The organism is Halomicrobium mukohataei DSM 12286, from assembly GCF_000023965.1.
GTDB classification, from domain to species: Archaea; Halobacteriota; Halobacteria; order Halobacteriales; family Haloarculaceae; genus Halomicrobium; species Halomicrobium mukohataei.
In genome coordinates, this window is the sequence record NC_013202.1 from 1228297 (window position 1) to 1250217 (window position 21921).

Genomic DNA, 21921 nt, shown 5'->3' on the forward strand with positions numbered 1-21921 from the left:
CGTCCGTATCAGTGGCTGTACCCCCGGTCGGGGAGCGACTCGCCGTCGAGGGTCACTCCGGCTTCGGTGACGGTGCCGATCGGCGTGAGCGGACAGGGCGTCGCGGTCCGAGCCCGTTCGACCTCGTCTTCGGGCACCGTACAAACGAGTTCGAAGTCCTCGCCGAAGAACGCTCCCAGTTCGAGGCGTTCGTCGCTCCCGTCGGCCACGTCGTCGACGCTGTCGTCGATCGGCAACGGGGTCTCGACGGCCATCCCGCAGTCCGACGCCCCGGCGAGCTGGTGGAGCGATCGGGCCAGCCCGTCGCTGGAGTCCATCATGGCCGTCGCGATACCGGACAACGCCGTTCCGGCCTCGACACGTGGCTCGAAGCGAAACAGCTCGTTGGCCCGCTCGTCGTCGCCGCGCTCGAACAGCCGGAGCCCAGCGCCACTCCGGCCGAGCGTGCCGGTGACACAGACCACGTCGCCGACGGTCGCCCCGGAGCGCAACACCGGCTCGTCCGTCCGGCCGAGCCCGGTCGTCGCGACCGTGAACTCGTCGTGGCCGTCGAGGTCGCCCCCGACGTACTCGGCTCCGACCGCCTCACACACCTCGCTGGCACCCTCGACGAACGCGGTCAGCGCGTCGGCCTCGAACGTCGGCGCGCCGTACACCGCCACGGCCGCGGTCGCGTCGGCACCCATCGCCGCTACGTCCGACAGCGAGGCACCGACGGCGCGCCAGCCGGCGGTGTAGCGGGTCGTCCCGTCGGGAAAGTCCGTCGTCTCGTGGAGCATGTCGGTCGTCAGCACCTGGCCGTCGACGACGGCACAGTCGTCGCCCGCCCCCGGCAACCGTGTGCCGATCATCGCGAGTGCCGCGCGTTCGTCCATGGCTGTGTCTGGCCGGCCAGCCACAAAAACCGTCGCGGTCCCGCCTTCGGCCACCGGTATCGGTGATTTGAAACGCGAGCCGCTTCTCGCCTCGGTATGGCCGATCGCCTCCCGACGATCGTCGGGTTCGCCGGCACGCTCGTCGTCCTCGGCGCGCTCGTCTGGTTCGTCGGCGCTGGCGACATCCTCGCCGCGCTCTCGCGAGCCGACCGGTCGGTGCTTGCCGCCGTGGTCGCCGTCGCCGTCCTCTGGCTCTGTCTCTGGGGGATGGCGCTCAAGACCGTCCTCGACTCGCTTGGCGCGCCGGTGGCGTCTCACACCGCGATTCTCGTCTTCTCGGCGGCGGTGTTCTCGAACAACGTCACGCCCTTCGGGCAGGCCGGCGGCGAGCCGGTCAGTGCGCTTCTCATCTCCGAGGCCGCCGACACCGAGTACGAGACCGGGCTCGCTGCCATCGCCAGCGTCGACACGCTTCACTTCGTGCCCTCGATCGGCTTCGCCGTCGGCGCGTTCACCTTCGTCGCTGCCGGCGCGGTACAGCTTGGGCGCAATCTGCTGTTCGCCGCTGGCGCGATCGCGACGCTCGCCGTCGGGCTGCCGACTGCTGCCTATCTGGGGTGGCGCTACCGGTACGAACTCGAAGCGGCCGTCGTCCGGTCTCTCACCTCCGTCGCCCGCACGGTCGGCCGCGTCGTCCCTCGCTGGACGCCCCCGTCACCAGCGGCGCTCGAACACCGCATCGAGGGCTTCTTTACCTCGATCGACCGCATCGCTGGGGACCGACGAGCGCTCCTCGTCGCGACCGGCTTTTCCGCGGCGGGATGGCTCGCGCTCGGCGTCGCGCTGTGGCTGTCGCTGTACGCGCTCGGCGAGCCGGTCGAGTTCTCCTCGGTGATGCTGGCGATTCCGGTCGCGATGGTCGCCGGTATCGCCCCGCTGCCCGGCGGTTCGGGCGCTATCGAGTCGGTGCTGGCGACGCTGCTGGTCGCGACGACCGGGGTTCCCTCTGCGGTCGCGCTGTCCGCCGCGCTCCTCTACCGGGGCGCGACCTACTGGCTGCCCATCCTCGTCGGCGGCGGCGTCGCCAGTTTCCTCGGTGCCGACCGGGCCGCTGGCGACGGATAGTCGACGGCCGTCTCTCCCGTGTGCCATTGCGTGTAATTTCTCGGAGAGCGTCGCCAGACGGCGTGTGGCGACATCTCGCACGGGCCGCGGTCGGTAGTAAACGATGGCCTTAAATGACGCCGACGGGTACCAGAGTGCAATGACGACGCTCTACGACGTGCCCGCGGACGAGCTCATCGAGGCCGCCGCGGTCGAGCTCGCCGAGGAGGACGCCATCGACGCGCCCGACTGGGCCGAGTTCACCAAGACCGGTAAGGATCGCGAACTGCCGCCCGAACAGGACGACTTCTGGCAGCGCCGCGCCGCAAGCGTCCTCCGGAAGGTCGCCACCGACGGCCCCGTCGGCGTCGGGACGCTCCGAACCGCCTACGGCACCTCGAAGAAGGGAACCAACCGCTATCAGGTCCGTCCCCACCAGAAGGCCGACGCCTCCGGCAACATCATCCGTACGATCCTCCAGCAGCTCGAAGAGGTCGGCTACGTCGAAGCCGCCGGTGGCGAGGGCCGCCGCGTCTCCGCCGACGGCCGCGCGTTCCTCGACGAACTCGCCGGTGAGGTCCTCGAAGACCTCGACCGACCGGAACTCGAACGCTACGCCTAACGACCTTTTTCCAGCGGGGGTGCGCGAAGCGCACCCCGCTTGCAAAAACGTCGATGAAAAAGCCGGAATCGCCGTGCGATTCCAGTGAATCGCGCGAACTGCCGGGTTCTTCGAACCGCTCGTTCGCGCGAATGCTCGTAGTCAATACGCACAATCCGTGAATAGATGATTCTGCCGATGTCTGCCGGAATAACTGTACTGTGAACGTTTCTACGACCTGTGTGTTACAGCCCGCGGAGTGTCCGATCGGTCAGCCGCCAGGATGCCGACGCTCGCGTCTCGTCGCGAGCGCACGGGGAGGAAGTGAGATTCCATAGGAATCTCAGCAAGACGAGCGGGGAACGCAGTGACCCGCGAGTCACGGGGACTGCGGTGGCGGTGCGGTCGGCGGCGCGCACTCGGGCGCGCCGCTACAGAGCGCCGACAGGCGACTCATACGGTTTATTGTAGTTGCTTACCGGTGATCGTCGCCACGGAGTAGACAATCACCGGTAAATCGCTACAATAATCCGTATCAGAGGGTGCGCCAGCGTCGTTGGCGCTCCCGCAGCGGTCCTGGTGTCCTCGTGAGCGGCGGAGCCGCGAACGAGGGCTCGGGAGAGCTCGCTCTCCCGGTGGAATACTGAGGGCGAGGCAGTCGCGCCAGCGACCTGCCGAGGGCTTCGGTGGAAAGAAATTTTGGCGCGAAGCCAGTAGTGGTGGTAGAGACAGTATGAGCGGTGAACCAGACGAGGAACGACTCAAGGAACTGCGCGAAAAGAAGATGGAGCAGCTGAAAGAACAGCAGGGCGGTGAGGGCGACGCCGAGGCTCGCGAGGAGGCCAAGCAACAGCGGGAGGCCCAGAAGAAGGCGGTCCTGCGACAGAACCTCACCGACGAGGCCCGCAAGCGGCTCAACACCCTGAAGATGTCCAAGCCACAGCGCGGCGAGCAGATCGAGCAGCAGGTCGTCTCGCTGGCCCAGAGCGGCCGGATTCAGGGCAAGATCGACGACGAGAAGATGAAGCAGTTGCTCAAAGAGCTGACCCCCGACTCGAAGAGCTTCGACATCCAGCGCAGATAGATGCGCTGTGGGGTCCTGTACAGCGGCGGGAAGGACTCGACGCTGGCAGCACTCGTTCTGGAACCGTTTTACGAGGTCACCCTCGTCACGGCGACGTTCGGGATCGCCGACGTGGTCGCCCCCGGCCGGCGCGCAGCCGAGGCCGTCGGACTCGGTTTCGAGACGATCGATCTCGATCCGACGATCGCCGAGGCGGCTGTCGAGCGGATGGTGACCGACGGCTACCCGCGCACGGGCATCCAGCGGGTCCACGAGCACGCCGTCGAGACGATCGCCGACGCCGGTTTCCCGGCCATCGCCGACGGGACTCGACGGGACGACCGCGTGCCGACGATCGATCGGTCGGTCGCCCAGAGCGTCGAGGACCGCTTCGGCGTCGACTATCTGGCTCCCCTTTCCGGGTTCGGCCGCGATGCCATCGACGCGCTCGTCGAGCAGCACCTCCGGGTCGAGACCGGGCCGAGCGAGGCGATTCCCAAGGCCGACTACGAGACAGAGCTGCGAGCGCTGATGCGCGAGGAACACGGCGCGGAGACCGTCGCGGACGTGTTCCCCGAGCACACGCAGTCTCGCGTCGTCGGGCGGCGATAGGTCTCGCAGGCTAGCCGGGGAAGGACAGTTTCAAGCGGGCGCTGGCTGTAGCCGGTGACATGTACGACTCGCTGAAGGGGTTTCGAGATGTCTACCCCGCCGAGATGGCCGCTTACCGCCAGGTCATCGACGAGATCGAGACGACGGCCCGCCAGTACGGTTTCCGTGAGATCACGACGCCGGCACTGGAAGCCACGGAGATGTACGTCGACAAGAGCGGCGAGGAGATCGTCGAAGAGCTGTACCACTTCGAGGACAAGGGCGGGCGCGACGTTGCGCTGACGCCGGAGCTGACTCCCACGGTGGCCCGGATGGTCGTCGCCAAGCAACAGGAGCTCTCGAAGCCGATCAAGTGGGTCTCCACGCGCCCGTTCTGGCGCTACGAGCAGGTCCAGCAGGGCCGATTCCGCGAGTTCCACCAGACGAACATCGACATCTTCGGGTCGAGCGAGCCGACGGCCGACGCCGAGATCCTGGCGGTCGCGACCGACATGCTGACGGGACTGGGCCTCAGCGCCGACGACTTCGACTTCCGGGTCTCACACCGTGACATCCTCACGGGACTGCTCGAATCCTTCGAGGCCGACGTGGACACCCAGGACGCGATTCGCGTCGTCGACAAGCGGGCGAAGATCGACCGCGACGAGTACGTCGAGGGGCTCACCGATGCGGGCCTCTCCCTCGACCAGGCCGAGCAGTTCGACGAGTGGCTCCGGGCCGGCGACGACGATCTGGACGCGCTCGCGGAGATGAGCGGCTCCGAGCAGGTCGCAGACGCCGTCGCGAACCTCGAAGCCGTCCTCGCGGCCGCGGAGGACTTCGGCGTCCGGGAGTACTGCACGATCTCGCTGACCACCGCCCGCGGGTTCGACTACTACACCGGCGTCGTCTTCGAGTGTTTCGACTCGACCGGCGAGGTCTCCCGGGCGGTCTTCGGTGGCGGTCGGTACGACGACCTGATCGAGGGCTTCGGCGGCGAGCCGACGCCAGCGGTGGGCTTCGCGCCGGGCGTCATGAACTCGACGCTCCCCCTCTTGCTCCAGCGAGCGGGCGTCTGGCCCGAGGAGGCGGTGTCGACGGACTACTACGTCCTGCAGGTCGGTGACACTCGCCCCGTCGCGGCCCGCATCGCGCGGGAACTCCGCGAGTCGGGCCACGTCGTCGAGGCCGACGTGTCCGACCGGAGCTTCGGGGCGCAGATGGGCTACGCGGACTCGATCAACGCCGAGACGGTCGTCATCGTCGGCGAGAACGACCTCGAAAACGACGAGGTCACGGTCAAGGACATGGCCAGCGGCGAGCAGACGACCGCGCCCGTCGACGCATTCCCCGGCGATCACGAGCGCCCGACCTACGGCGACTTCGCGTAATCGCTGCCATTTTTGTGATCGGTGGTCGTACTGCGGCGTATGAGTGCCCTGTTCCCCATGGAAAAGTGGCGATTCGCCGGTGTCGTCGCCATCCTGACGTTTGGCCTGACCTCGCTGGTCGCCGTCCTCGGAGCCCCCGGATCGATGATCGCCGCGCTGTCTATTCTCGGGTTCTTCCTCCTCCTCCCGCTGATCGCTCTCCTCGGATCGGATTTCCCGCTGGTCGCCGAGTCCGACGACGAGACGGACACGGTGTCGGGACCCGCCGTCGAGGACGATCCCGTCGAACTGCTTCGCGAGCGGTACGCTCGCGGCGAACTCTCGAAAGAGGAGTTCGAGTCGCGCCTCGATCACTTGCTGGAGACGGAATCGCTGTCGGCCGGCCAATCAGTCGACCCCGAGCGGGAACTCCTCCTCGACGAGGAGCGCTAACCCCTCTCGGGGCCGAGTGCATCCGTCACAGATCCAGTTCCATCTCGTGTTCGTTGCGCTCCCGGCGGGTCGTCTCGAATCCGACCGACCGATAGAGGTTCATCGCCACGTGGTTGTCTCGCTGGACGGAGAGCCAGACGTGGTCCAGCCCCGCGCGCTGGCCCGCGCCCAGCAGCGCCCGGATCAGGCGGGAACCGATGCCGGCGTAGTGGTAGTCCGGATGGACGAAGATCACGAGTTCGGCGGTGTCGTCGTAGGGAAAGAGCGCGGCGTGGCCGACCGCGTCCTCGCCGTGCCAGGCGACGAGGTTGATGCCGTCGTCGAGCATGGTGTCGACCCACTCCGCCACGTCGCGTCGCTCGCGCGGTGGGATCCCCTGCGCGCGGTCGGCGTCGGTGTAGGCAGCGTACATCTCGACGACGGCCTCGCTGTCGGCGTCGTCGGCGACGCCGATCTCGATCGCGCGGTCGCGACCGTCTGTGAACGAACGGGGCGGACGTGAGAACCGGTGGGCGGCCGTCGCCTCGTCTGTCATTGTCCGGTATTGTGGTGCCGGCTACCTAAATCCGCGTCGGCTTGTCGGCGCGTGGGAACGGCGGTCGATAAGTGCCCAGGGCGTCCAGAGGGCGTATGCGCGCCTATCGGATCGCTTACGACGGCCAGCCGTACCACGGGTTCCAGCGCCAGCCCGACGTCGAGACGGTCGAGGGGGAGCTACTGGCCACACTGGATCGACTCGGTGTCACGGCTGGGGATGTCCCAGCGGGCTACGCCGCCGCCGGCCGAACGGACGCTGGCGTCTCGGCACTGGCCCAGACCGTCGCCTTCGAGGCCCCGGAGTGGCTCTCTCCGGCAGCGTTCAACAGCGAACTTCCGGCGTCGGTCCGCGTGTGGGCGAGCGCCGACGTGCCCGACGACTTTCACGCGACCCACGACGCCAGAGAGCGCGAGTACGTCTACTATCTGTACGCGCCCGAGCGCCACGACGACCGGGCTCGCCGGGCCGCGGACGCTCTCTCCGGCGAGCACGACTTTCACAACCTCACGCCGGACGACAGTGGCACTGTCAGAGCGCTCTCGATCGATCTCACGCGAGAGGGCGAGTTTCTCGTCTGCCGGCTCCGTGCCGGCGGTTTCTGCCGCCAACTCGTCCGCCGGGTCGTCGGTCTCGTCGACGAGATTCGCCGCGGCGACGCTCCGCTGTCGAAGGTCGATCGCGTGCTCGGCTCGAAGCCGATCGACGGGGCGGCCGGCGTCGGTCCCGCGTCGCCGACCCCGCTGGTCCTGGTCGCTGTCGACTACGGTGTCGAGTTCTCCGTCGACGCCGACGCCCGCGAGAGCACGCGGTCGGTCTTCACCGATCGCCTCGTCGAGCGACTCGCCGGAGCCCGCGTCGTCGGTGCGATTCGGGACGGGATCTGATACTGCTGACAGTTCGCGCTCGCCAGGTGTCCCGTCGCCCGGCAAGACTTACGGCACCGAGACGCCAACGGCGTCATATGAGTTCGGTGCCCGACAGATCGGAGATCGAGACGCAGTACAAGTGGGATCTCGAATCGCTGTACGCGACCGACGACGACTGGGAAGCCGCGTACGAGCGGGCCGAGGAACTCGTCGAAGAGCTGGCGGCCTACGAGGGGCGTGCGACCGACGACGCCGGGACGCTGCTCGCGACCCTCGAAACGTACGAGGAGCTGATGCGCACCGTCGCCAACGTCGCCTCCTACGCCCGGATGCGGAAAGACGAGGACACCACCCGGGACCAGTACCAGGCGTTGACGGCCCGTGCCCAGTCGCTGTCCTCGGAGGCCTCCAGCGCGGCGAGCTTCCTCGAACCGGCCCTCCAGGATCTGGCGTGGGACGACATCGAAGCGATGATCGACGCGGAGTCGCCCCTCGAACAGTACGAGCACTACTTCGACGACGTGCTCCGGATGAAAGACCACACCCGCTCGCCGGAAGTCGAGAACCTGCTGGCGGAACTGAGCGAGGTCACCGGCGCGTCGGGCGAGGTGTACAACATGCTGGCAAACGCCGACATGGAGTTCCCGAGCGTCGAAGACCCGGACGGGGAACCCCAGCCGATCACGCTGAACAACTTCACGACGCTCCAGAAACGCCCGGACCGGGACTTCCGACAGCGCGTGTACGAGACCTTCTACGACGAGTGGGATGGGGTCCGCAACGCCGTCGGCGCGGCCTACAAGAACAGCGTCAAGACAGACGTGAAGATGGCCCAGGCCCGCAACTACGACACCGCCCGCGAGGCCGCACTGGACGGCCCGAACGTCCCGGTCTCGGTCTACGACACGCTGGTCGATACGGTTCGGGACAACCTCGACGCTCTCCACCGCCACGCCGAGCTGAAGCGCGACGCGATCGGGGCCGATGAACTGGAGATGTGGGACCTCTACGTCCCGCTCGTTCAGGAGGAGTCGCCCGAGATCGAGTACGAGCAGGCCTGCGAGTACGTCGTCGACGCCGTCGCGCCGCTGGGCGACGACTACCAGTCTCGCGTCTCGGAGGGGCTGGACTCGCGGTGGGTCGACGTCTACGAGACCGCCAACAAGCAGTCGGGCGCGTACTCCGGCGGGACCTACGACTCCCAGCCGTACATTTTGATGAACTACCAGGACGACGTGGAGTCGATGTACACGCTGGCCCACGAACTGGGCCACTCCCTCCATAGCGAGTACACCAGCGAGTCCCAACCGTACGTCTACTCGAGCTACGAGATCTTCGTCGCCGAGGTGGCCTCGACGGTCAACGAGACGCTGCTCACCCACCACCTGCTCGACGTCGTCGACGACGAGCGGCTCCGCCGGCACGTCCTCAACGAGTACCTCGAACGGTTCCGGTCGACGCTGTTCCGCCAGACGATGTTCGCGGAGTTCGAGCACCGCGCCCACGAGATGAGCGAGGCCGGCGAACCCCTGACGCCGGACCGGCTGGACGACCTCTATCACGACCTCAAGAGCGACTACTACGCGCCGGCCGCGGTCGACGACCGGATCGCCCGCGAGTGGATGCGGATTCCCCACTTCTACCGATCGTTCTACGTCTACCAGTACGCCACCGGCATCTCCGCGGCCGTCGCGCTGGTCGACACGATCCTCGACGAAGGTGAGCCCGCAGCGGAGCGCTACGTCGACTTCCTCGGCAAGGGCTCGCGGGAGTACCCGCTGGAACTGCTCCAGGACGCAGGCGTGGACATGTCTACTTCGGGGCCCGTCGAAGCCGCGATCGACACCTACGGCGACTACCTCGACGAGTTCGATCAGTTGACCTGACAGCTCGTCGTCTGTCGCTTCGGCTATGCGTACCTGACCCAAAGGCCCTTAATAGTTCAGTTCCCTACGTTCGATAACCAGATGTCGCGCAGTCCCTCGCTTCCCGATCGGCCCCGGTTGGATCTCGATCCCGACATGACGCCCGAGGAACGCCTCGAAGCGCTCCGGGATCACTTCGAACAGATCGTGGAAGTCAACGACGAGCTAGAATCGCAACTCGACGCGGCCAAGGACCGTCGGCGCTCGCTGACGGACGACGTCGACCGCATCGAGCGGGAAAACGAGATGCTCAAGACCTCGTCGCTGTACATCGCGACGGCAGAGGAGGTCACCGACGACGGCGTGATCGTCAAGCAACACGGCAACAACCAGGAGGTGCTGACCGAGGTCTCGCCGTCGATGCGGGAACGGCTCGAGGCCGGTGACCGAGTCGCGATCAACGACTCGTTCAGCGTCAAGGAGATCCTCGAAGGCGAGAAAGACGCCCGCGCACAGGCGATGGAGGTCGACGGCTCCCCCGACGTGACCTACGACGACATCGGCGGCCTCGAAGCGCAGATCCGCGAAGTTCGAGAGGCCGTCGAGGAGCCGCTGATCAACGCCGAGCAGTTCCGCGAGGTCGGCATCGAACCGCCGTCGGGCGTCCTCCTGCACGGTCCACCGGGCACGGGCAAGACGATGCTGGCCAAAGCCGTCGCCAACGAGACCGACGCCACCTTCATCAAGATGGCCGGCTCCGAGCTGGTCCGGAAGTTCATCGGCGAGGGCGCGCGACTCGTCCGCGACCTGTTCGAGCTGGCGGCCGACCGCGAACCCGCCGTCATCTTCATCGACGAGATCGACGCCATCGCCGCCAAGCGAACCGAATCGAAGACCTCCGGCGACGCCGAGGTCCAGCGGACGATGATGCAGCTGCTCAGCGAGATGGACGGCTTCGACGAGCGCGGCGAGATCCGGATCATCGCCGCGACCAACCGCTTCGACATGCTCGACCGGGCGATCCTCCGGCCCGGCCGCTTCGATCGGCTCATCGAGGTCCCCAACCCGGACTTCGACGGGCGGACGCGCATTCTGGAGATCCACACCGAGCAGATGGAGCTGGCCGACACGGTCGAGCTGTCGTCGATCGCCGGCAAGACCGACGGGCTCTCCGGTGCCGAACTGGCGTCGCTGGCGACCGAGGCCGGCATGTTCGCGATCCGCGACCAGCGGACCACCGTCACCGAGGCGGACTTCGACGACGCCCTGGAGAAGATCGAGGACGGCACCGAAGGCGGCAGCGTTCCCGTCGCCTTCGCCTGACGCCGCTGACCGTCGCCGTCGGACGATCTCACGGGACGGCGACGCGCTTTCGATCGAACGGCCGACAGTCCGACTCCGCCTGCAGCACCTACTCCGAGTCGTCGGAGACGTCGACGGTCAGCACCGGCGCGGGAGACTGCGTGACGACCTTCTGGGACGTACTGCCGAGCATGTTCTGCTCGTATTCGCCCGCCTGCGACCCCATCGTCACCAGATCGATCCCGGCGTCCTCGACGTAGGCAACGATGTGATCCGCTGGTCGACCGCGCAGAATCGTCTTCGTGACCGAGATGCCGGCTTCTTCGAGGGCCGCCTCCACGTCCGCGGTGGCGGCTCGCCCCTCGGCTTTCAGCTCTTCTAGCACTTCGTCTTGCATGTCGTCGTCCATCGACAGGAACGCCCGGTCGTCGACGACGTAGAGCGCGTGGACCGTGACGTTTCGTCCGTCGGCGATATCGATCGTGTGCTCTAAGACCTGCTCGATAGAGTCGCTGCCGTCCGTCGGAACGAGAATATCGCTGTACATCGTCTGTCTCTATCCGGTTGTGACAGACATCGTTTTTGATTCCGTCGGGCGGCCGGGCGCGCTCACGCTGGCGTGTCGCTAGGGGCACGCCCTCGGCCCAGCGAAGCGAAACCCCTTACAGCGAGCGTCGTCCAACGGCGTGTATGAGCGTTATCCGGATCGTCTGGGGGACTGCCGGCGGCCCCACAGAGCTGTCGTCGTTCGACGCCGCGCTGGCCGACGCGGGCATCCACAACTACAACCTCGTGACGCTGTCGTCGGTCATCCCGGCGGATCCGGAGATCGAAGTCGTCGGCACCGCCCCGGATCTGGGGCCGGTCGGTGCGGAACTCCACACCGTCGAGTCGTCTGCGACGGCCGCGCCCGGCGAACGTGTGGCGGCGGGGATCGGTTGGTCGCGAAGCGAGTCCGGCCGCGGCATCTTCTACGAGGTCTCCGGCGAGGACCCCGACGACGTGCGGGCAGAGATCGAGGCGGGACTGGCGGCCGGCCGCCAGCTCCGAGACTGGACGTTCGTCGACACGGAGACGGTCGTTCGGGCGGTCGAGGCCGACGAGGAGTACGCTAGCGCCGTCGTCTGTGCCGCCTACGGGAGAAGCCGGCTAGGGCTGTAACCATCGCCGCCCTTTTAAACTCTGTTCGCATAGATGCACCGGAAACCGAATGTACGGGAACACACAGTTTGGGGCAGACGTAGAGGAGGTGGACCTGACGCCGGAGCAGCGTCAGTCGCTCCGTCGCGATCTGACCCACGTGGCGGCCGGACTCCGTGAGGTCCTCCCCGGCGAGTTCGTGGTCGGCTCCGAGATCACGAGCGGTTCGAGCGGACCGCGTGCGACGATCGCCGTCCAGCCGCCGCTTGGCTCGGTCGTCAGCGCGGGCTACTCACCGACCGAAGACAAAGTCGAGATCACCGACGACGAGCGCGACGACCTCGTCCACGGACTGGCCGCGTCGGCGGCGCTGCAGGTCAAGCAGGCCATGACCGACGACGCCGCGCCGACGGCACAGTAGACGTTCTACTACTCGCTTGCCGGCGGATCGTAAAACAGCGCGTAGCCGAGCGTCCCGCCGGCCGGCACACTCCCGGCACCCATCGCGACGCCGAACTGTACCGAGAAGACGACGCCGACCAGCGACGCCACCAGCAGGGGTAGCGCCATCGCGACCAGCACCAGATCCGCGGTCGCCAGTTCGCCCGAGAGCATCGTACGCGGGTCGTCGCTCGCCGTCTAATTAAATATTATTACTCGGCGGCCGGCGTCACGGTGCCGTCGTTCGCTACTTCCCCCAGAAGGGGTCGCGGTTGCGCTGTTTCTCCAGGTACTGACTGAGCGCCTCGCGTTCGTCGCCCGTGATGTCCTCTTTGAGTTCCTGTTCGAGGATCTTGGCGTGTTTCTCGGGCAGTTCGGTCCACAGTTCGTCGCCCTCCTCGATCTGGCGGCCGACGGTCGGTCCATCGATGGAGACGGCCACGCGGTCTCCTCGACCGGCCTCGTCGACGTCCTCGCCCTCGTCCTGGATGGACTTGAGGTGGCCGACGCGTTCGGGCTCGTCGCCGTCGAACAGCGCGACGTTGCTGTTTCGCTTGATCCGTCCGGCGAGGATCTCGACGCCGACGACGGCGGGATCGGACTGGCGGAAGGTGTGATCCTGGAGGATCTGGAACCGCGCGGGTCGAGTGATGTTGTCGAGGATCTGGTCTTGCTGGGCGGTCTCGATGGCTTCGACGTGGTCCTCGTAGTGCTCGATCAGCTGGTAGATCACGTCGTCGGCGAAGATCTCCACGTCCTCCTGGTCGGCCAGTCGTTCGGCGTCGTCGAGGGTGTCGACGCCGAAGGCCAGCACGGCCCGGTTGATCGGCTCGCCCGCGGTCTCGGCGACTCGAACGTCTCGCGGAGCCACGTCGCCGACCTCGGCGCGCATCACGGGTATCTCGTGTTCTTCGAGCGTCCCGGAGAGCGCTTCCAGCGAGCCGAGCGTGTCGGCTTTGATGACGACGCCCTCCTCGGCTGTCGAGACCTCGAAGCCGGCCAGTTCCTCCTCGACTTCGAGGATGACCTCGTCGACGTCGCGATCGCGGACGACTCGGACCGGTGCTCCGGCCATCGCGTCGTCGAGATCCGGCGCGGCGATTTTCACCCCGTCTGCCGCGGCGACAGACTCGACGCGTTCGAACTGCTTCTCGGTGCGGATCTCCGCCAGCGGCTGGGGCTTCAACAGCGCTCGGACCTCCGTGACGATCGGGCCGTCCAGGCCGCCGACGACGATCTCGTCGTCCTCGCTGATGGTCCCGTCGTAGACGACGGCGTCGACGGTCGTGCCGAACCCGCGGGCGTCGGTCACTTCCAGCACGGTGCCGACGCCGGGGCCGCCCACGTCGATGGACATCTCTTCTTTGAGGTAGCGCTGGGACAGCCCCATCATCACCGTCAGCAGGTCCGGCACTCCCTCGCCGGTCTCGGCCGAGACGGGGACGACGCCGATGTTGTTCTGGAAGTCCTGCACGCGCCAGTACATGTCGGCCGAGAAGCCGTTGTCCGAGAGCTGGCCGATGATCTCGTACAGTTTCTCGTCGAGGTCGCCCTGGACGCGGTCGGACTGTTTCTCCTTGCTCACCCGGACCGGTTCGCCCTCGTTGGGGTTCCAGCCGGGGACGGTGTCGATCTTGTTGGCGGCGACGATGAACGGCGTCTGGGTCCGCTTGAGGATGTCGATGGCCTCCATCGTCTGGGGCTGGAAGCCGTCGTTGACGTCGACGACGAGGATCGCGATGTCGGCCAGCGCGCCGCCGCGCGATCGCAGCGTCGAGAACGAGTGGTGGCCCGGCGTGTCGATAAACAGCAGGCCGGGGAGGTCGAAGTCGGTCGGGTCGACGAGGTCGCCGGCCATCGACGAGATCACGTCCAGCGGCACGGCCGTCGAGCCGATGTGCTGGGTGATCGCGCCGGACTCGCCCGCGGTCACCGCCGAGCCACGGATCTTGTCCAGGAGGCTCGTCTTGCCGTGGTCGACGTGGCCAAGCACCGCCACGATCGGGGTTCGAAGTCCACCAGCGTCGGCGTCGTCGTCAGCGTGAGAATCGGGTTCGGACATGAGAGATCACCGTCCAGAAGTTATTCGTTCGGAGTCGGTCGCACCTGATAAGTGCATCGTAATCTCGCCGTTTGTGGCGCTGCTGGCGCGATCAGACGACTTCGAAGGACGCGGTCATCCCGCTCCCTTGGTGGGGCACACAGTAGTACTCGTAGGTGCCCGTCGTCTCGAAGGTGTAGACGTGCGTGTAGCCGCTGCCGTAGGTGTCGGACCCCGGCGTCCCGGACCAGTCGCTCCCGTCGGGCGTCGTGTCGGGGGCGACGTTGTGACCGCCCGCTTGCCACACCCAGCGGACGGTCTCGCCGGCACTGATCTCGAACGACTCCGGCGAGAACCGGAGCCGTCCCTCCGGTGCCACCGTGACCGTCCGGGCGACCGTCGGTGTCGGCGTCGGCGTGTCGGTGGGTGTCGGCGTGTCGGTGGGCGTCGGCGTGTCGGTCGCGGTCGGTGTGTCGGTGGGCGTCGGCGTGTCGGTGGGCGTCGGCGTGTCGGTCGCGGTCGGTGTGTCGGTGGGCGTCGACGTGTCGGTCGTCCCGCCGTCGCCGGTACAGCCGGTGAGGCCGACGACGGGCGCGGTCACGAGCGCGGCGAGGTAGTCGCGGCGGTCCATACCACTCCCTCGGACGGCAGACACTAATACCGTATGCCAGCACGTCTGACGGCCCGTGGCGTTTATGGTACAGGAATCGGAAGGGGCCAGTATGGCAGAAATACTCGCCGAGAACCTCTCGGGGAAAGACGTCATGGGGACGGACGGAACCGAGATCGGTAGCCTGTACAACATCACGATGGATCTGGACACGGGGGCACTGGAGCACCTCCTCATCGACGCCGACGGCGCGCTCGGACAGACGGAGTTCGAGCGCGACGAGACCGGGCGCTTGCTCGTCCCGGTCGAGCGAGTCCAGGCAGTCAAAGACCACATGATCGTCAAGCGTTAGATGTACATTCTGGACTCCTCGGCGTTTATCAACGAGTATCACACCGACGAGCCGATCGCTTCGATTCCGCTCGTCCGCGAGGAACTCGAAGACGAGAGCGCCTACCGCTTCGACGCGCTGGAAGGGTCGGGGATGCACATGCACATCCCCGAACCCGAGACCGTCGAACGGGTCGAGCGGGCCGCCGACGAGACCGGCGACCTCGCGGAACTCTCCCAGACCGACGTTCGCCTGATCGCCGCCGCGTTCGAACTCGACGGGCGGCTGGTCACCGACGACTACGCGATGCAGAACGTCTCGGAGAAGCTCTCGGTCGCCGTCGAAGTGATCGCACAGGACGGCATCGACGAGCAGCGCGACTGGCGTTTCCAGTGTCAGGGGTGTGGACGCGAGTTCGACGAGAACCACGACCGCTGTCCGATCTGTGGCAGCGATCTCTCGCGAAAGAATCCGGCTTAAACCGTCGACTCCTCGGCGGCTTCGAGTCCGAGGTCGAGCAACTGTTCGAGGACCTCCTCCTCGGTGATCCCGTACCGGTGGGCCAGCCGACTGATCGCCCTGACCTGGTCGTCGTCGCACACGACCGTGTACCGGGTTGGCATACCACTCGGTAGGTGAGAGTGCTGCATAAAGCCCCGTCAGACGGCCGTCACACCGTCGCTATCCAAGTATCGAGAGTCCGTAGACGGCCCGGAGCCACTCTCCGAGGTAGATCGAGACGTTCCAGGCCGCGTGGATCCCGATCGGAACGAGGATACTCTCGGTGCGTTCGTAGACGGCACCCAGCACCAGTCCCAGCACCGTCGCCACGGCGAGGTAGGTCACCGTTCCCGCTCCGGACAGCGCCCCGGAGTGGGAGAGTCCGAACAGCAGGCTCGCGATCACGACCGCCGGCACCGAGCCGTACGCCTGGCGGAACTTCCCCTGGACGAGCCCGCGAAAGAGCAGCTCCTCGCCCGGAGCGACCAGCACCACCGTGATCGGGAGCAAGATCAGAAACAGGAGCGGGTGCTCCCGGCCCGTGAGGATCGCCTGGTTCTGTGCCGTCTCGACGCCCAGCAGTCCGACGATCTGCTCTAGGGCAGTCGACGCGGCCAGCAAGACGAGAAAGCCCAGCACGATCCAGCTCAGGTCTCGGATCGTCGGAGTGTGAAATCGAACGAGCCCGTCCGTCTCGCGGCTCTGGCGGTATCCGAACACGGCCACCAGGAAGCCGGCCGGCAAGAGCGCGTACTGCACCGAGTAGTAGACGACCGGTGCGGTCGCCTCGGTGACTCCGAGCGCGTCGGCGACGCTGACGCCCAGCGACGCGAGGACGAGTCCCACCAGATAGGCGAACGCGATCACGGCCAGCGACGTGACGGCGGCCTCCAGTCGTACCGAGCGATCGGCGGTGTGGTACAGATCCGACCCCATCTACCCGGCCGTTCGGGGCTCGGCCGTAAATACGCTACCGTCCGCCCTCGCCGTCGACGATCAGTTCGTGCTTGTCCTCGATGGCGGCGGTCTTCTCGGTCTCGTCGCCTTCGAGGACGTCTCTGGCGGCCTGCTTGCCCCACTCGACGGCGGGCTGGGTGAACGTCTCGACGCCGGCCAGTTCGCCCACGAGGACACAGGCGGCCTCCATCGCGTAGAGGAGTTCGCCCAGTCCCCGCGGATCGAGGCGGTCGAGTTCGACGCGGACGTTCGGCTGACCGGCTTCGGCGAGACTGGCCTCGGTCGCACGTAGCTCCGTGTCCAGCAGTTCCCCGAGGTCGGTCCCTTCGAGGTGGGCGAGCGCGTCGGCCTCCGCGGCCGGCACGTCCAGCGACGGCCGTTCACGGGGTCGCAGCAGCGTCACGAGCTTGTCCCGGCGGCCCGCTCGGTACAGCTGCAGTTGGGAGTGTTGATCGGTCGCGCCCAGTGCGCGGGCCGGCGTCTGGCCCCGGCCGTCTTTGCCGAGACTCTCGGCCCACAGCTGGGCGAACCACTCGGCGAACGGCTCCAGTCGCTCGGCGTAGGGGACGACGGCGTTGATCGTCGCGCCGCGCTCTTCGAGGCCGTACGCGACCGCGCCGTAGGCGTAGGCGGGACACTCGAACAGCGACGAGTCGAGCGTCTCTGCAGCGGCCGCCGCCCCGTCGAGCAGCCCCTCGATGTCACAGCCCAGGATCGCCGCCGGCACCAGCCCGACCGACGACAGCGCTGCGAAGCGACCCGGAACGCCGTCGGGCACCGCCAGCGTCGGCAGGTCGTGCTCGTCGGCCAGCGCCGCCAGCGGTCCCTCGTCGCCGGTCGTGACGACCGTCCGCTCGGTCCAGTCGACCCCTGCCTCGACCATCGCCTCGCGAACGACGAGGAAGTTCGACAGCGTCTCGGCCGTGGTGCCGGACTTCGAGACGACGTTGATCGCCGTCTCGGCCAGCGACAGCTCCGAGAGCACGCGCGAGACGTGGTCCGGATCGACGTTGTCGAGCACGACGTGGCTCGTCCCGCCGTCCGCTGCCAGTGCGCTCGTGATCGTCCGCGCACCGAGCGCGCTGCCACCGATGCCGACCGTCACGACCGTCTCCGCGTCCGCGACCGGCGCGACGGCGTCGCGGATCGCCTCAGCGTCGGTGGTCCTCGGCAGGTTCAGGGCGGCGTAGCCGAACTCGCCGTCGGTTCGCCCGCGCTCGATTCGCTCGTGGGCCCGAGCGACGCGTTCGTCCAGCGTCGCCAGCTCGTCGCGGGAGAGACCGGGCTCGGCCACCGCTGCCAGTGCGTTTCCGATGTCGACGTTCATACGCTCGCCTCGACCGGGAGGGGTAAAAGTCCGCTCTCTTCGCTCCGCACCGTCGCGGCCCGGATCGCCGACCGTCCTCCCGTCGAAACACGGCGTTTAACCGCGGGCGAGCCGTACGCCCGGCCATGGCAGAAGACGCCGCCGAAGCGGGAGCCAGCGGGGCGACTGGCGACGCCATCGAGACCGGCATCCACTCCGACGGCGACGGAGACGGACCGGACGCCGACGAGGACGCGAACGACGCGTACGACGGCCTGTTCGGTGCCTTTCCGTACGCCTTCCGGTCGAGTGACTCCGTCCTGTTTCGCACCTACGTCGTCGTCGGCGGACTGGCCGCACTGGCGACCGGGCTGTTGTTCACCCTCGCGCTCGTCGTCCTGATCGGCGAGACGATCGGCGGGGGCGGCGGTCAGTTCAGTTTCGTCCGAGCCTTCTTCGTCTTCGTGGGGATGCTCGTGGTCGCGCCGCTGATCGCGCCGGTGCTGTTCGTCGCCCGTCGCATCCGACGCGGACACGCCGACAGGCGGTTCGCTGCCGTCCTGGCGGGACTGGGCTATGGCTTTCTCGGGTCGCTGTATCTCGGGGCGCTGATCTCCGCCCCGGCGACACAGCAGACGCTGCCGTCGAATCCACTGCTCTCGGCCGTCGTCGCGGGACTGTACGATCTGCCGCGACTCGCCGGACTCGCTCCGCCGCTGGTCGTCGCCGGAGCGATGGCGGTCGTCGCGCGCCGTTGGTGACCGGCCGGAACCGTGACGGGCAAAAGCACTCGGTCGCTACGGAGAGACATGAAATCGAGCACGTTCCTCGTGACCGCTGCCGACGACGAGACGGCGACGCTGCGCGACGTGGTCGACCAGCAGGTCGTCACGCTCTCGGAGAATCCTGGCCTCGCCGCCGACGAGGTGATCGAGGCCACCGTCGAACCGGAACCACCGCTCGAAGTCGCCTACCAGATCGTCGAGCTCGAGCGCCAGTGGGAGATCCCGGTCGAGCGGAGCCCGGAATCGCCGACGACTCTCGCTCGCGACATCGCCGCCGAGCAGGCCGACGGCGAGATCACCAAACGCGAACGCGCCGGTGAGGGCGAGGTCCACGTCCTGACGGTTCCCGATGCCGAGGCAGCAGCCGACGACGTGCTCGACGACGACGCGACCAGGGAACGAGCCGCCCGGCTCGGCGTCGATCGAGTCAGTGTGCGGGCCGGCGACGGCGTCGTCTCGGTCCGGTACCTGCCGAACTGATCGGGGCCGTCGATCGCTCCGGCCAGGACCACTGGGCGTCGGGGACTGTGCCGTGTCTCGGCTGCGGCGACGCTGTCGTCGTGTCCGTGTGTCGCGAGATAAGAAGGCTTATTCGGGGGGCTCGCACACCCACGCCCATGAACGCGTTCGAGGTACCGGAGGTCGATTACGACCAGTACACGAACCGCCAGCTGGCGGCCGTGCCGCTGGCGGTGCTCGCCCTCGCGATACTGATTCTGGTCGGGTGGTCCCTGTTCGTCTCCGGATCGGTTGCAGCGCCCGGTGCGCCCGTTACGCCGGGAATCGACTTCACGGGTGGCTCCGAACTGACAGTCGTCACGTCGATGTCCAAGGCGGAGATCGGCGACGAGTTCGACACCGAACCGATCTCGGTCCAGCAGGCCGCCGAGAACGCGGAGGCCGAGACCGTCGGACCGAACGAGAACCAGTACATCGTCCGGTTCCAGTCGTTCGACACGGAGTCGCTGCGGGACCAGGCCCAGAGTGCCGACATGCAGCTCCTCTCGAGCTCGTCGACCTCTGCGACCTTCGGCGGTGACAACCAGACGACGGCGGTCGTCGGCGTGTTGATCGCCTTCGCCGGGATGAGTGCGATCGTCTTCGCGCTCTTTCGATCGTTCGTCCCGAGTATCGCGGTCGTCGTCTCCGCGTTCTCCGACATCGTCATCCCGCTGGCGGCGATGAACGTCCTCGGGATCGAGCTGTCGCTGGGGACCGTCGCCGCGCTGCTGATGCTGATCGGTTACAGCGTCGACTCGGACATCCTCCTGAACAACCACATCCTGCGTCGCTCGGGGTCGTTCTACGAGAGCGTCCACCGCGCGATGGAGACCGGTGTGACGATGACACTCACGTCGCTGTCGGCGATGGCAGTGATGGCAGTGGTCGCTTCGTTCTTCAACATCCAGCTGATGGCCTCGATCGGGACTGTGCTGGTGATCGGGCTGGCGGCCGACCTGATGAACACCTACATGTTGAACCTCTCGTTGCTTCGCTGGTACAAGTTCGAGGGGGTGAACCGATGAGCGGGCTCCGCGACAACTGGCGGATCATCCTGCTGGTCGTGCTCGCCCTCGGGAGTACCGTGACGCTACTGGTCCCCGGCGCGACGGTCGCGACCGGCGACAACGCGACGGCCCAGACCGACGGCGCGAACGCCTCCGCGGCGGGCATCACGAACCTCCAGTACGGGATTCAACTCGACGGCGGTTCGCGCATCCGAGCACCGATCGTCGGGATCACCGCCGAAAACGTCGACATCCAGCCCGTCGGCCGTGGTGACGAGACCAACGAGACGATCGCCATCGAGGACGAACTCGTCTCGCAACTCGGCGTCGATCCCGTCGACGTGAACGCGCGCGCACCCAACGAGCCAAACGCCGACGGCACCGTCGAGGTGTACACCGAGAACGTCACGCAGGCCGAACTCGCCGCCGCCCTCCAAGAGCAGGGCTACGACGTGTCCGAGAGCGACGTTCGCGACGGCGTGACCCGAGCGACCCGCGACGAGATGGTCGAAGTGATAGACGAGAAGCTCTCCCAGTCCGCGCTCAGCGGCGGGAGCGTCCAGTCGGCCCAGTCGGCCACCGGACAGAACTTCGTCGTCATCGAGGCACCGGGCCGCGACATCGACGAGCTCCGCTCGATCGTCGCCAACCGCGGGATCGTCCGCGTGTACGGTGGCTACGCCGCCGACAACGGAACGTTCGTCCGCCAGCAGATCGTCAGCCGGGAGGACATCGACGGCATCGGGAACGCCCGAAAGGTCGACGGGCGACAGGGGTACCGGGTCAGCGTCACGATTCGAGAAGACGCGGTCGACCAGTTCCTCGACGGTGTTCGGGCGACCGGACTCGACGAGCCAAACACCGCACGCGGGGCGATCAGCTGCGAGTACAACGCCGAGAACCCGAACCAGAGCTCGGGCAAGTGTCTGATCGCGTCGCTGAACAACGAGGTCGTCACCGCCAAGGGCGTCTCGCCGGGGCTGGTCCAGCTCTTTGCCGACGGGAGTTTCGCGAACGATCCGACCTTCGTCATCGAGACCAACACCCGCGAGGAAGCGCGCAACATCGAGCTCAGCCTGAAGGCGGGCCAGCCACTGCCCGCGCCGCTCGACTTCCAGAACGCACAGACCACCTCGCTGGAGCCGGCACTGGCAGACCAGTTCAAGACGAACTCGCTGATCACGGGTATCATCGCCGTCCTCGCGGTGTCGATCGCCGTCTACCTGCGCTACGGCGATCCCCGCGTGGCGGTGCCGATGATCGTCACCGCACTCTCCGAGGTGTTGCTCCTGCTCGGGTTCGTCTCGGCCATCCAGTTCCCGCTGGACCTGTCACACATCGCCGGGTTCATCGCGGTGATCGGGACGGGGGTGGACGACCTGATCATCATCGCCGACGAGATCCTCCAACGCGAGGGGGTCGCCACGGGCCGAGTGTTCCAGAACCGCTTCCGCAAGGCGTTCTGGGTGATCGGAGCCGCCGCCGCGACGACGATCATCGCCATGAGCCCGCTGACGGTGCTCGGTCTCGGTGATCTCACCGGGTTCGCCATCATCACCATCGTCGGCGTCCTCATCGGCGTCCTGATCACGCGGCCGGCCTACGGTGACATCCTCCGCCGGCTGGTGCTGGACGAGGAAGAGCGAAGCGAGTAGCACGGTCGCGTTTTTCTG

Annotated in this window: 26 protein-coding genes; 17 read left to right on the plus strand and 9 right to left on the minus strand. The window is 67.0% G+C overall.

Annotation, left to right across the window (positions count from 1 at the left end; genetic code table 11):
- Window positions 1–8: 8 nt before the first annotated feature.
- Window positions 9–875 (minus strand): thiamine-phosphate kinase, encoded by an 867-nt coding sequence (thiL, locus tag HMUK_RS06165; RefSeq protein ID WP_015762264.1) that lies wholly within the window; start codon window positions 873–875, stop codon window positions 9–11.
- A 96-nt stretch (window positions 876–971) separates the two neighbouring features.
- Here thiL and HMUK_RS06170 point away from each other — a divergent pair, with 96 nt between their 5' ends.
- The 6 genes from HMUK_RS06170 (at window position 972) to HMUK_RS06195 (ending at window position 6057) form a co-directional block, all read left to right on the plus strand.
- On the plus strand, window positions 972–2000 hold the full coding sequence (locus HMUK_RS06170; RefSeq protein ID WP_015762265.1) for a lysylphosphatidylglycerol synthase transmembrane domain-containing protein: 1029 nt from the start codon (window positions 972–974) through the stop codon (window positions 1998–2000).
- Window positions 2001–2139: 139 nt separating this feature from the next.
- Window positions 2140–2601, plus strand: coding sequence for a 30S ribosomal protein S19e (locus HMUK_RS06175; RefSeq protein WP_015762266.1), 462 nt, complete (start codon window positions 2140–2142; stop codon window positions 2599–2601).
- A gap of 712 nt (window positions 2602–3313) precedes the next feature.
- A complete protein-coding gene (locus tag HMUK_RS06180) occupies window positions 3314–3664 on the plus strand; it encodes a DNA-binding protein (RefSeq protein WP_015762267.1) in 351 nt (116 codons plus the stop codon).
- Entirely contained in the window at window positions 3665–4255 is a 591-nt protein-coding gene (locus HMUK_RS06185; protein ID WP_015762268.1) for an alpha hydrolase, read from the plus strand.
- Window positions 4256–4314: 59 nt separating this feature from the next.
- Window positions 4315–5625, plus strand: coding sequence for a histidine--tRNA ligase (hisS, locus tag HMUK_RS06190; RefSeq protein ID WP_015762269.1), 1311 nt, complete (start codon window positions 4315–4317; stop codon window positions 5623–5625).
- 39 nt (window positions 5626–5664) lie between these two features.
- The gene (locus HMUK_RS06195; RefSeq protein WP_015762270.1) at window positions 5665–6057 is read left to right on the plus strand and encodes an SHOCT domain-containing protein; all 393 of its coding nucleotides are present in this window, start codon (window positions 5665–5667) and stop codon (window positions 6055–6057) included.
- Window positions 6058–6082: 25 nt separating this feature from the next.
- On the opposite strand, the gene HMUK_RS06200 is transcribed toward HMUK_RS06195, so the two are convergent.
- Complete coding sequence (locus tag HMUK_RS06200) at window positions 6083–6592, minus strand: GNAT family N-acetyltransferase (RefSeq protein ID WP_015762271.1); 510 nt, start codon at window positions 6590–6592, stop codon at window positions 6083–6085.
- Window positions 6593–6687: 95 nt separating this feature from the next.
- Between HMUK_RS06200 and truA the strand changes: the two genes are divergently transcribed.
- From truA to pan2, 3 genes are all read left to right on the plus strand, one after another.
- A complete protein-coding gene (truA, locus tag HMUK_RS06205; protein ID WP_015762272.1) occupies window positions 6688–7479 on the plus strand; it encodes a tRNA pseudouridine(38-40) synthase TruA in 792 nt (263 codons plus the stop codon).
- A gap of 77 nt (window positions 7480–7556) precedes the next feature.
- Window positions 7557–9347, plus strand: a complete 1791-nt coding sequence (pepF, locus tag HMUK_RS06210) for an oligoendopeptidase F (RefSeq protein ID WP_015762273.1) — start codon at window positions 7557–7559, stop codon at window positions 9345–9347.
- A gap of 81 nt (window positions 9348–9428) precedes the next feature.
- Window positions 9429–10649, plus strand: coding sequence for a proteasome-activating nucleotidase Pan2 (gene pan2 / locus HMUK_RS06215; RefSeq protein ID WP_015762274.1), 1221 nt, complete (start codon window positions 9429–9431; stop codon window positions 10647–10649).
- Window positions 10650–10737: 88 nt separating this feature from the next.
- On the opposite strand, the gene HMUK_RS06220 is transcribed toward pan2, so the two are convergent.
- Window positions 10738–11175, minus strand: coding sequence for a universal stress protein (locus HMUK_RS06220; protein WP_015762275.1), 438 nt, complete (start codon window positions 11173–11175; stop codon window positions 10738–10740).
- Between the two features lie 143 nt (window positions 11176–11318).
- On the opposite strand from HMUK_RS06220, the gene HMUK_RS06225 reads away from it, so the two are divergent.
- A complete protein-coding gene (locus HMUK_RS06225) occupies window positions 11319–11789 on the plus strand; it encodes a pyruvoyl-dependent arginine decarboxylase (protein ID WP_015762276.1) in 471 nt (156 codons plus the stop codon).
- A 49-nt stretch (window positions 11790–11838) separates the two neighbouring features.
- Window positions 11839–12189 (plus strand): DUF5811 family protein, encoded by a 351-nt coding sequence (locus tag HMUK_RS06230; RefSeq protein WP_015762277.1) that lies wholly within the window; start codon window positions 11839–11841, stop codon window positions 12187–12189.
- 8 nt (window positions 12190–12197) lie between these two features.
- Here the strand turns inward: HMUK_RS06230 and HMUK_RS06235 are convergent, their stop codons facing one another.
- The 3 genes from HMUK_RS06235 to HMUK_RS06245 all read right to left on the minus strand — a co-directional run bounded on the left by HMUK_RS06235 (window position 12198) and on the right by HMUK_RS06245 (window position 14881).
- Window positions 12198–12383, minus strand: coding sequence for a hypothetical protein (locus HMUK_RS06235; protein ID WP_015762278.1), 186 nt, complete (start codon window positions 12381–12383; stop codon window positions 12198–12200).
- A gap of 73 nt (window positions 12384–12456) precedes the next feature.
- The gene (gene infB / locus HMUK_RS06240; RefSeq protein WP_015762279.1) at window positions 12457–14271 is read right to left on the minus strand and encodes a translation initiation factor IF-2; all 1815 of its coding nucleotides are present in this window, start codon (window positions 14269–14271) and stop codon (window positions 12457–12459) included.
- A gap of 91 nt (window positions 14272–14362) precedes the next feature.
- Window positions 14363–14881 (minus strand): plastocyanin/azurin family copper-binding protein, encoded by a 519-nt coding sequence (locus HMUK_RS06245; protein ID WP_015762280.1) that lies wholly within the window; start codon window positions 14879–14881, stop codon window positions 14363–14365.
- Between the two features lie 91 nt (window positions 14882–14972).
- Between HMUK_RS06245 and HMUK_RS06250 the strand changes: the two genes are divergently transcribed.
- Together HMUK_RS06250 and HMUK_RS06255 are read left to right on the plus strand one after the other, a co-directional pair.
- Window positions 14973–15212 carry a PRC-barrel domain-containing protein gene (locus HMUK_RS06250; protein WP_015762281.1) on the plus strand — a complete coding sequence of 80 codons (240 nt, stop codon included), beginning with the start codon at window positions 14973–14975 and terminating at the stop codon, window positions 15210–15212.
- Entirely contained in the window at window positions 15213–15671 is a 459-nt protein-coding gene (locus tag HMUK_RS06255) for an NOB1 family endonuclease (RefSeq protein ID WP_015762282.1), read from the plus strand.
- Here the strand turns inward: HMUK_RS06255 and HMUK_RS06260 are convergent.
- From HMUK_RS06260 to HMUK_RS06270, 3 genes are read right to left on the minus strand one after another with little or no spacing between them, the layout of a single operon-like run.
- Window positions 15668–15814: a CopG family transcriptional regulator gene (locus HMUK_RS06260; protein ID WP_015762283.1), complete on the minus strand. Its 147-nt coding sequence runs from the start codon at window positions 15812–15814 to the stop codon at window positions 15668–15670. The two genes, HMUK_RS06255 and HMUK_RS06260, sit on opposite strands and share 4 nt — an antisense overlap.
- A gap of 58 nt (window positions 15815–15872) precedes the next feature.
- Window positions 15873–16628: a CPBP family intramembrane glutamic endopeptidase gene (locus HMUK_RS06265; RefSeq protein WP_015762284.1), complete on the minus strand. Its 756-nt coding sequence runs from the start codon at window positions 16626–16628 to the stop codon at window positions 15873–15875.
- Between the two features lie 34 nt (window positions 16629–16662).
- Window positions 16663–17976, minus strand: a complete 1314-nt coding sequence (locus HMUK_RS06270; protein ID WP_015762285.1) for a hypothetical protein — start codon at window positions 17974–17976, stop codon at window positions 16663–16665.
- A gap of 125 nt (window positions 17977–18101) precedes the next feature.
- Between HMUK_RS06270 and HMUK_RS06275 the strand changes: the two genes are divergently transcribed.
- The 4 genes from HMUK_RS06275 to HMUK_RS06290 all read left to right on the plus strand — a co-directional run bounded on the left by HMUK_RS06275 (window position 18102) and on the right by HMUK_RS06290 (window position 21903).
- Complete coding sequence (locus HMUK_RS06275) at window positions 18102–18716, plus strand: hypothetical protein (RefSeq protein WP_015762286.1); 615 nt, start codon at window positions 18102–18104, stop codon at window positions 18714–18716.
- Between the two features lie 48 nt (window positions 18717–18764).
- Complete coding sequence (locus HMUK_RS06280) at window positions 18765–19220, plus strand: DUF5812 family protein (RefSeq protein ID WP_015762287.1); 456 nt, start codon at window positions 18765–18767, stop codon at window positions 19218–19220.
- Between the two features lie 137 nt (window positions 19221–19357).
- Entirely contained in the window at window positions 19358–20266 is a 909-nt protein-coding gene (gene secF, locus HMUK_RS06285) for a protein translocase subunit SecF (RefSeq protein WP_015762288.1), read from the plus strand.
- Window positions 20263–21903, plus strand: coding sequence for a preprotein translocase subunit SecD (locus HMUK_RS06290; protein ID WP_015762289.1), 1641 nt, complete (start codon window positions 20263–20265; stop codon window positions 21901–21903). Before secF ends, HMUK_RS06290 begins: the two co-directional genes overlap by 4 nt.
- Window positions 21904–21921 lie beyond the last annotated feature (18 nt).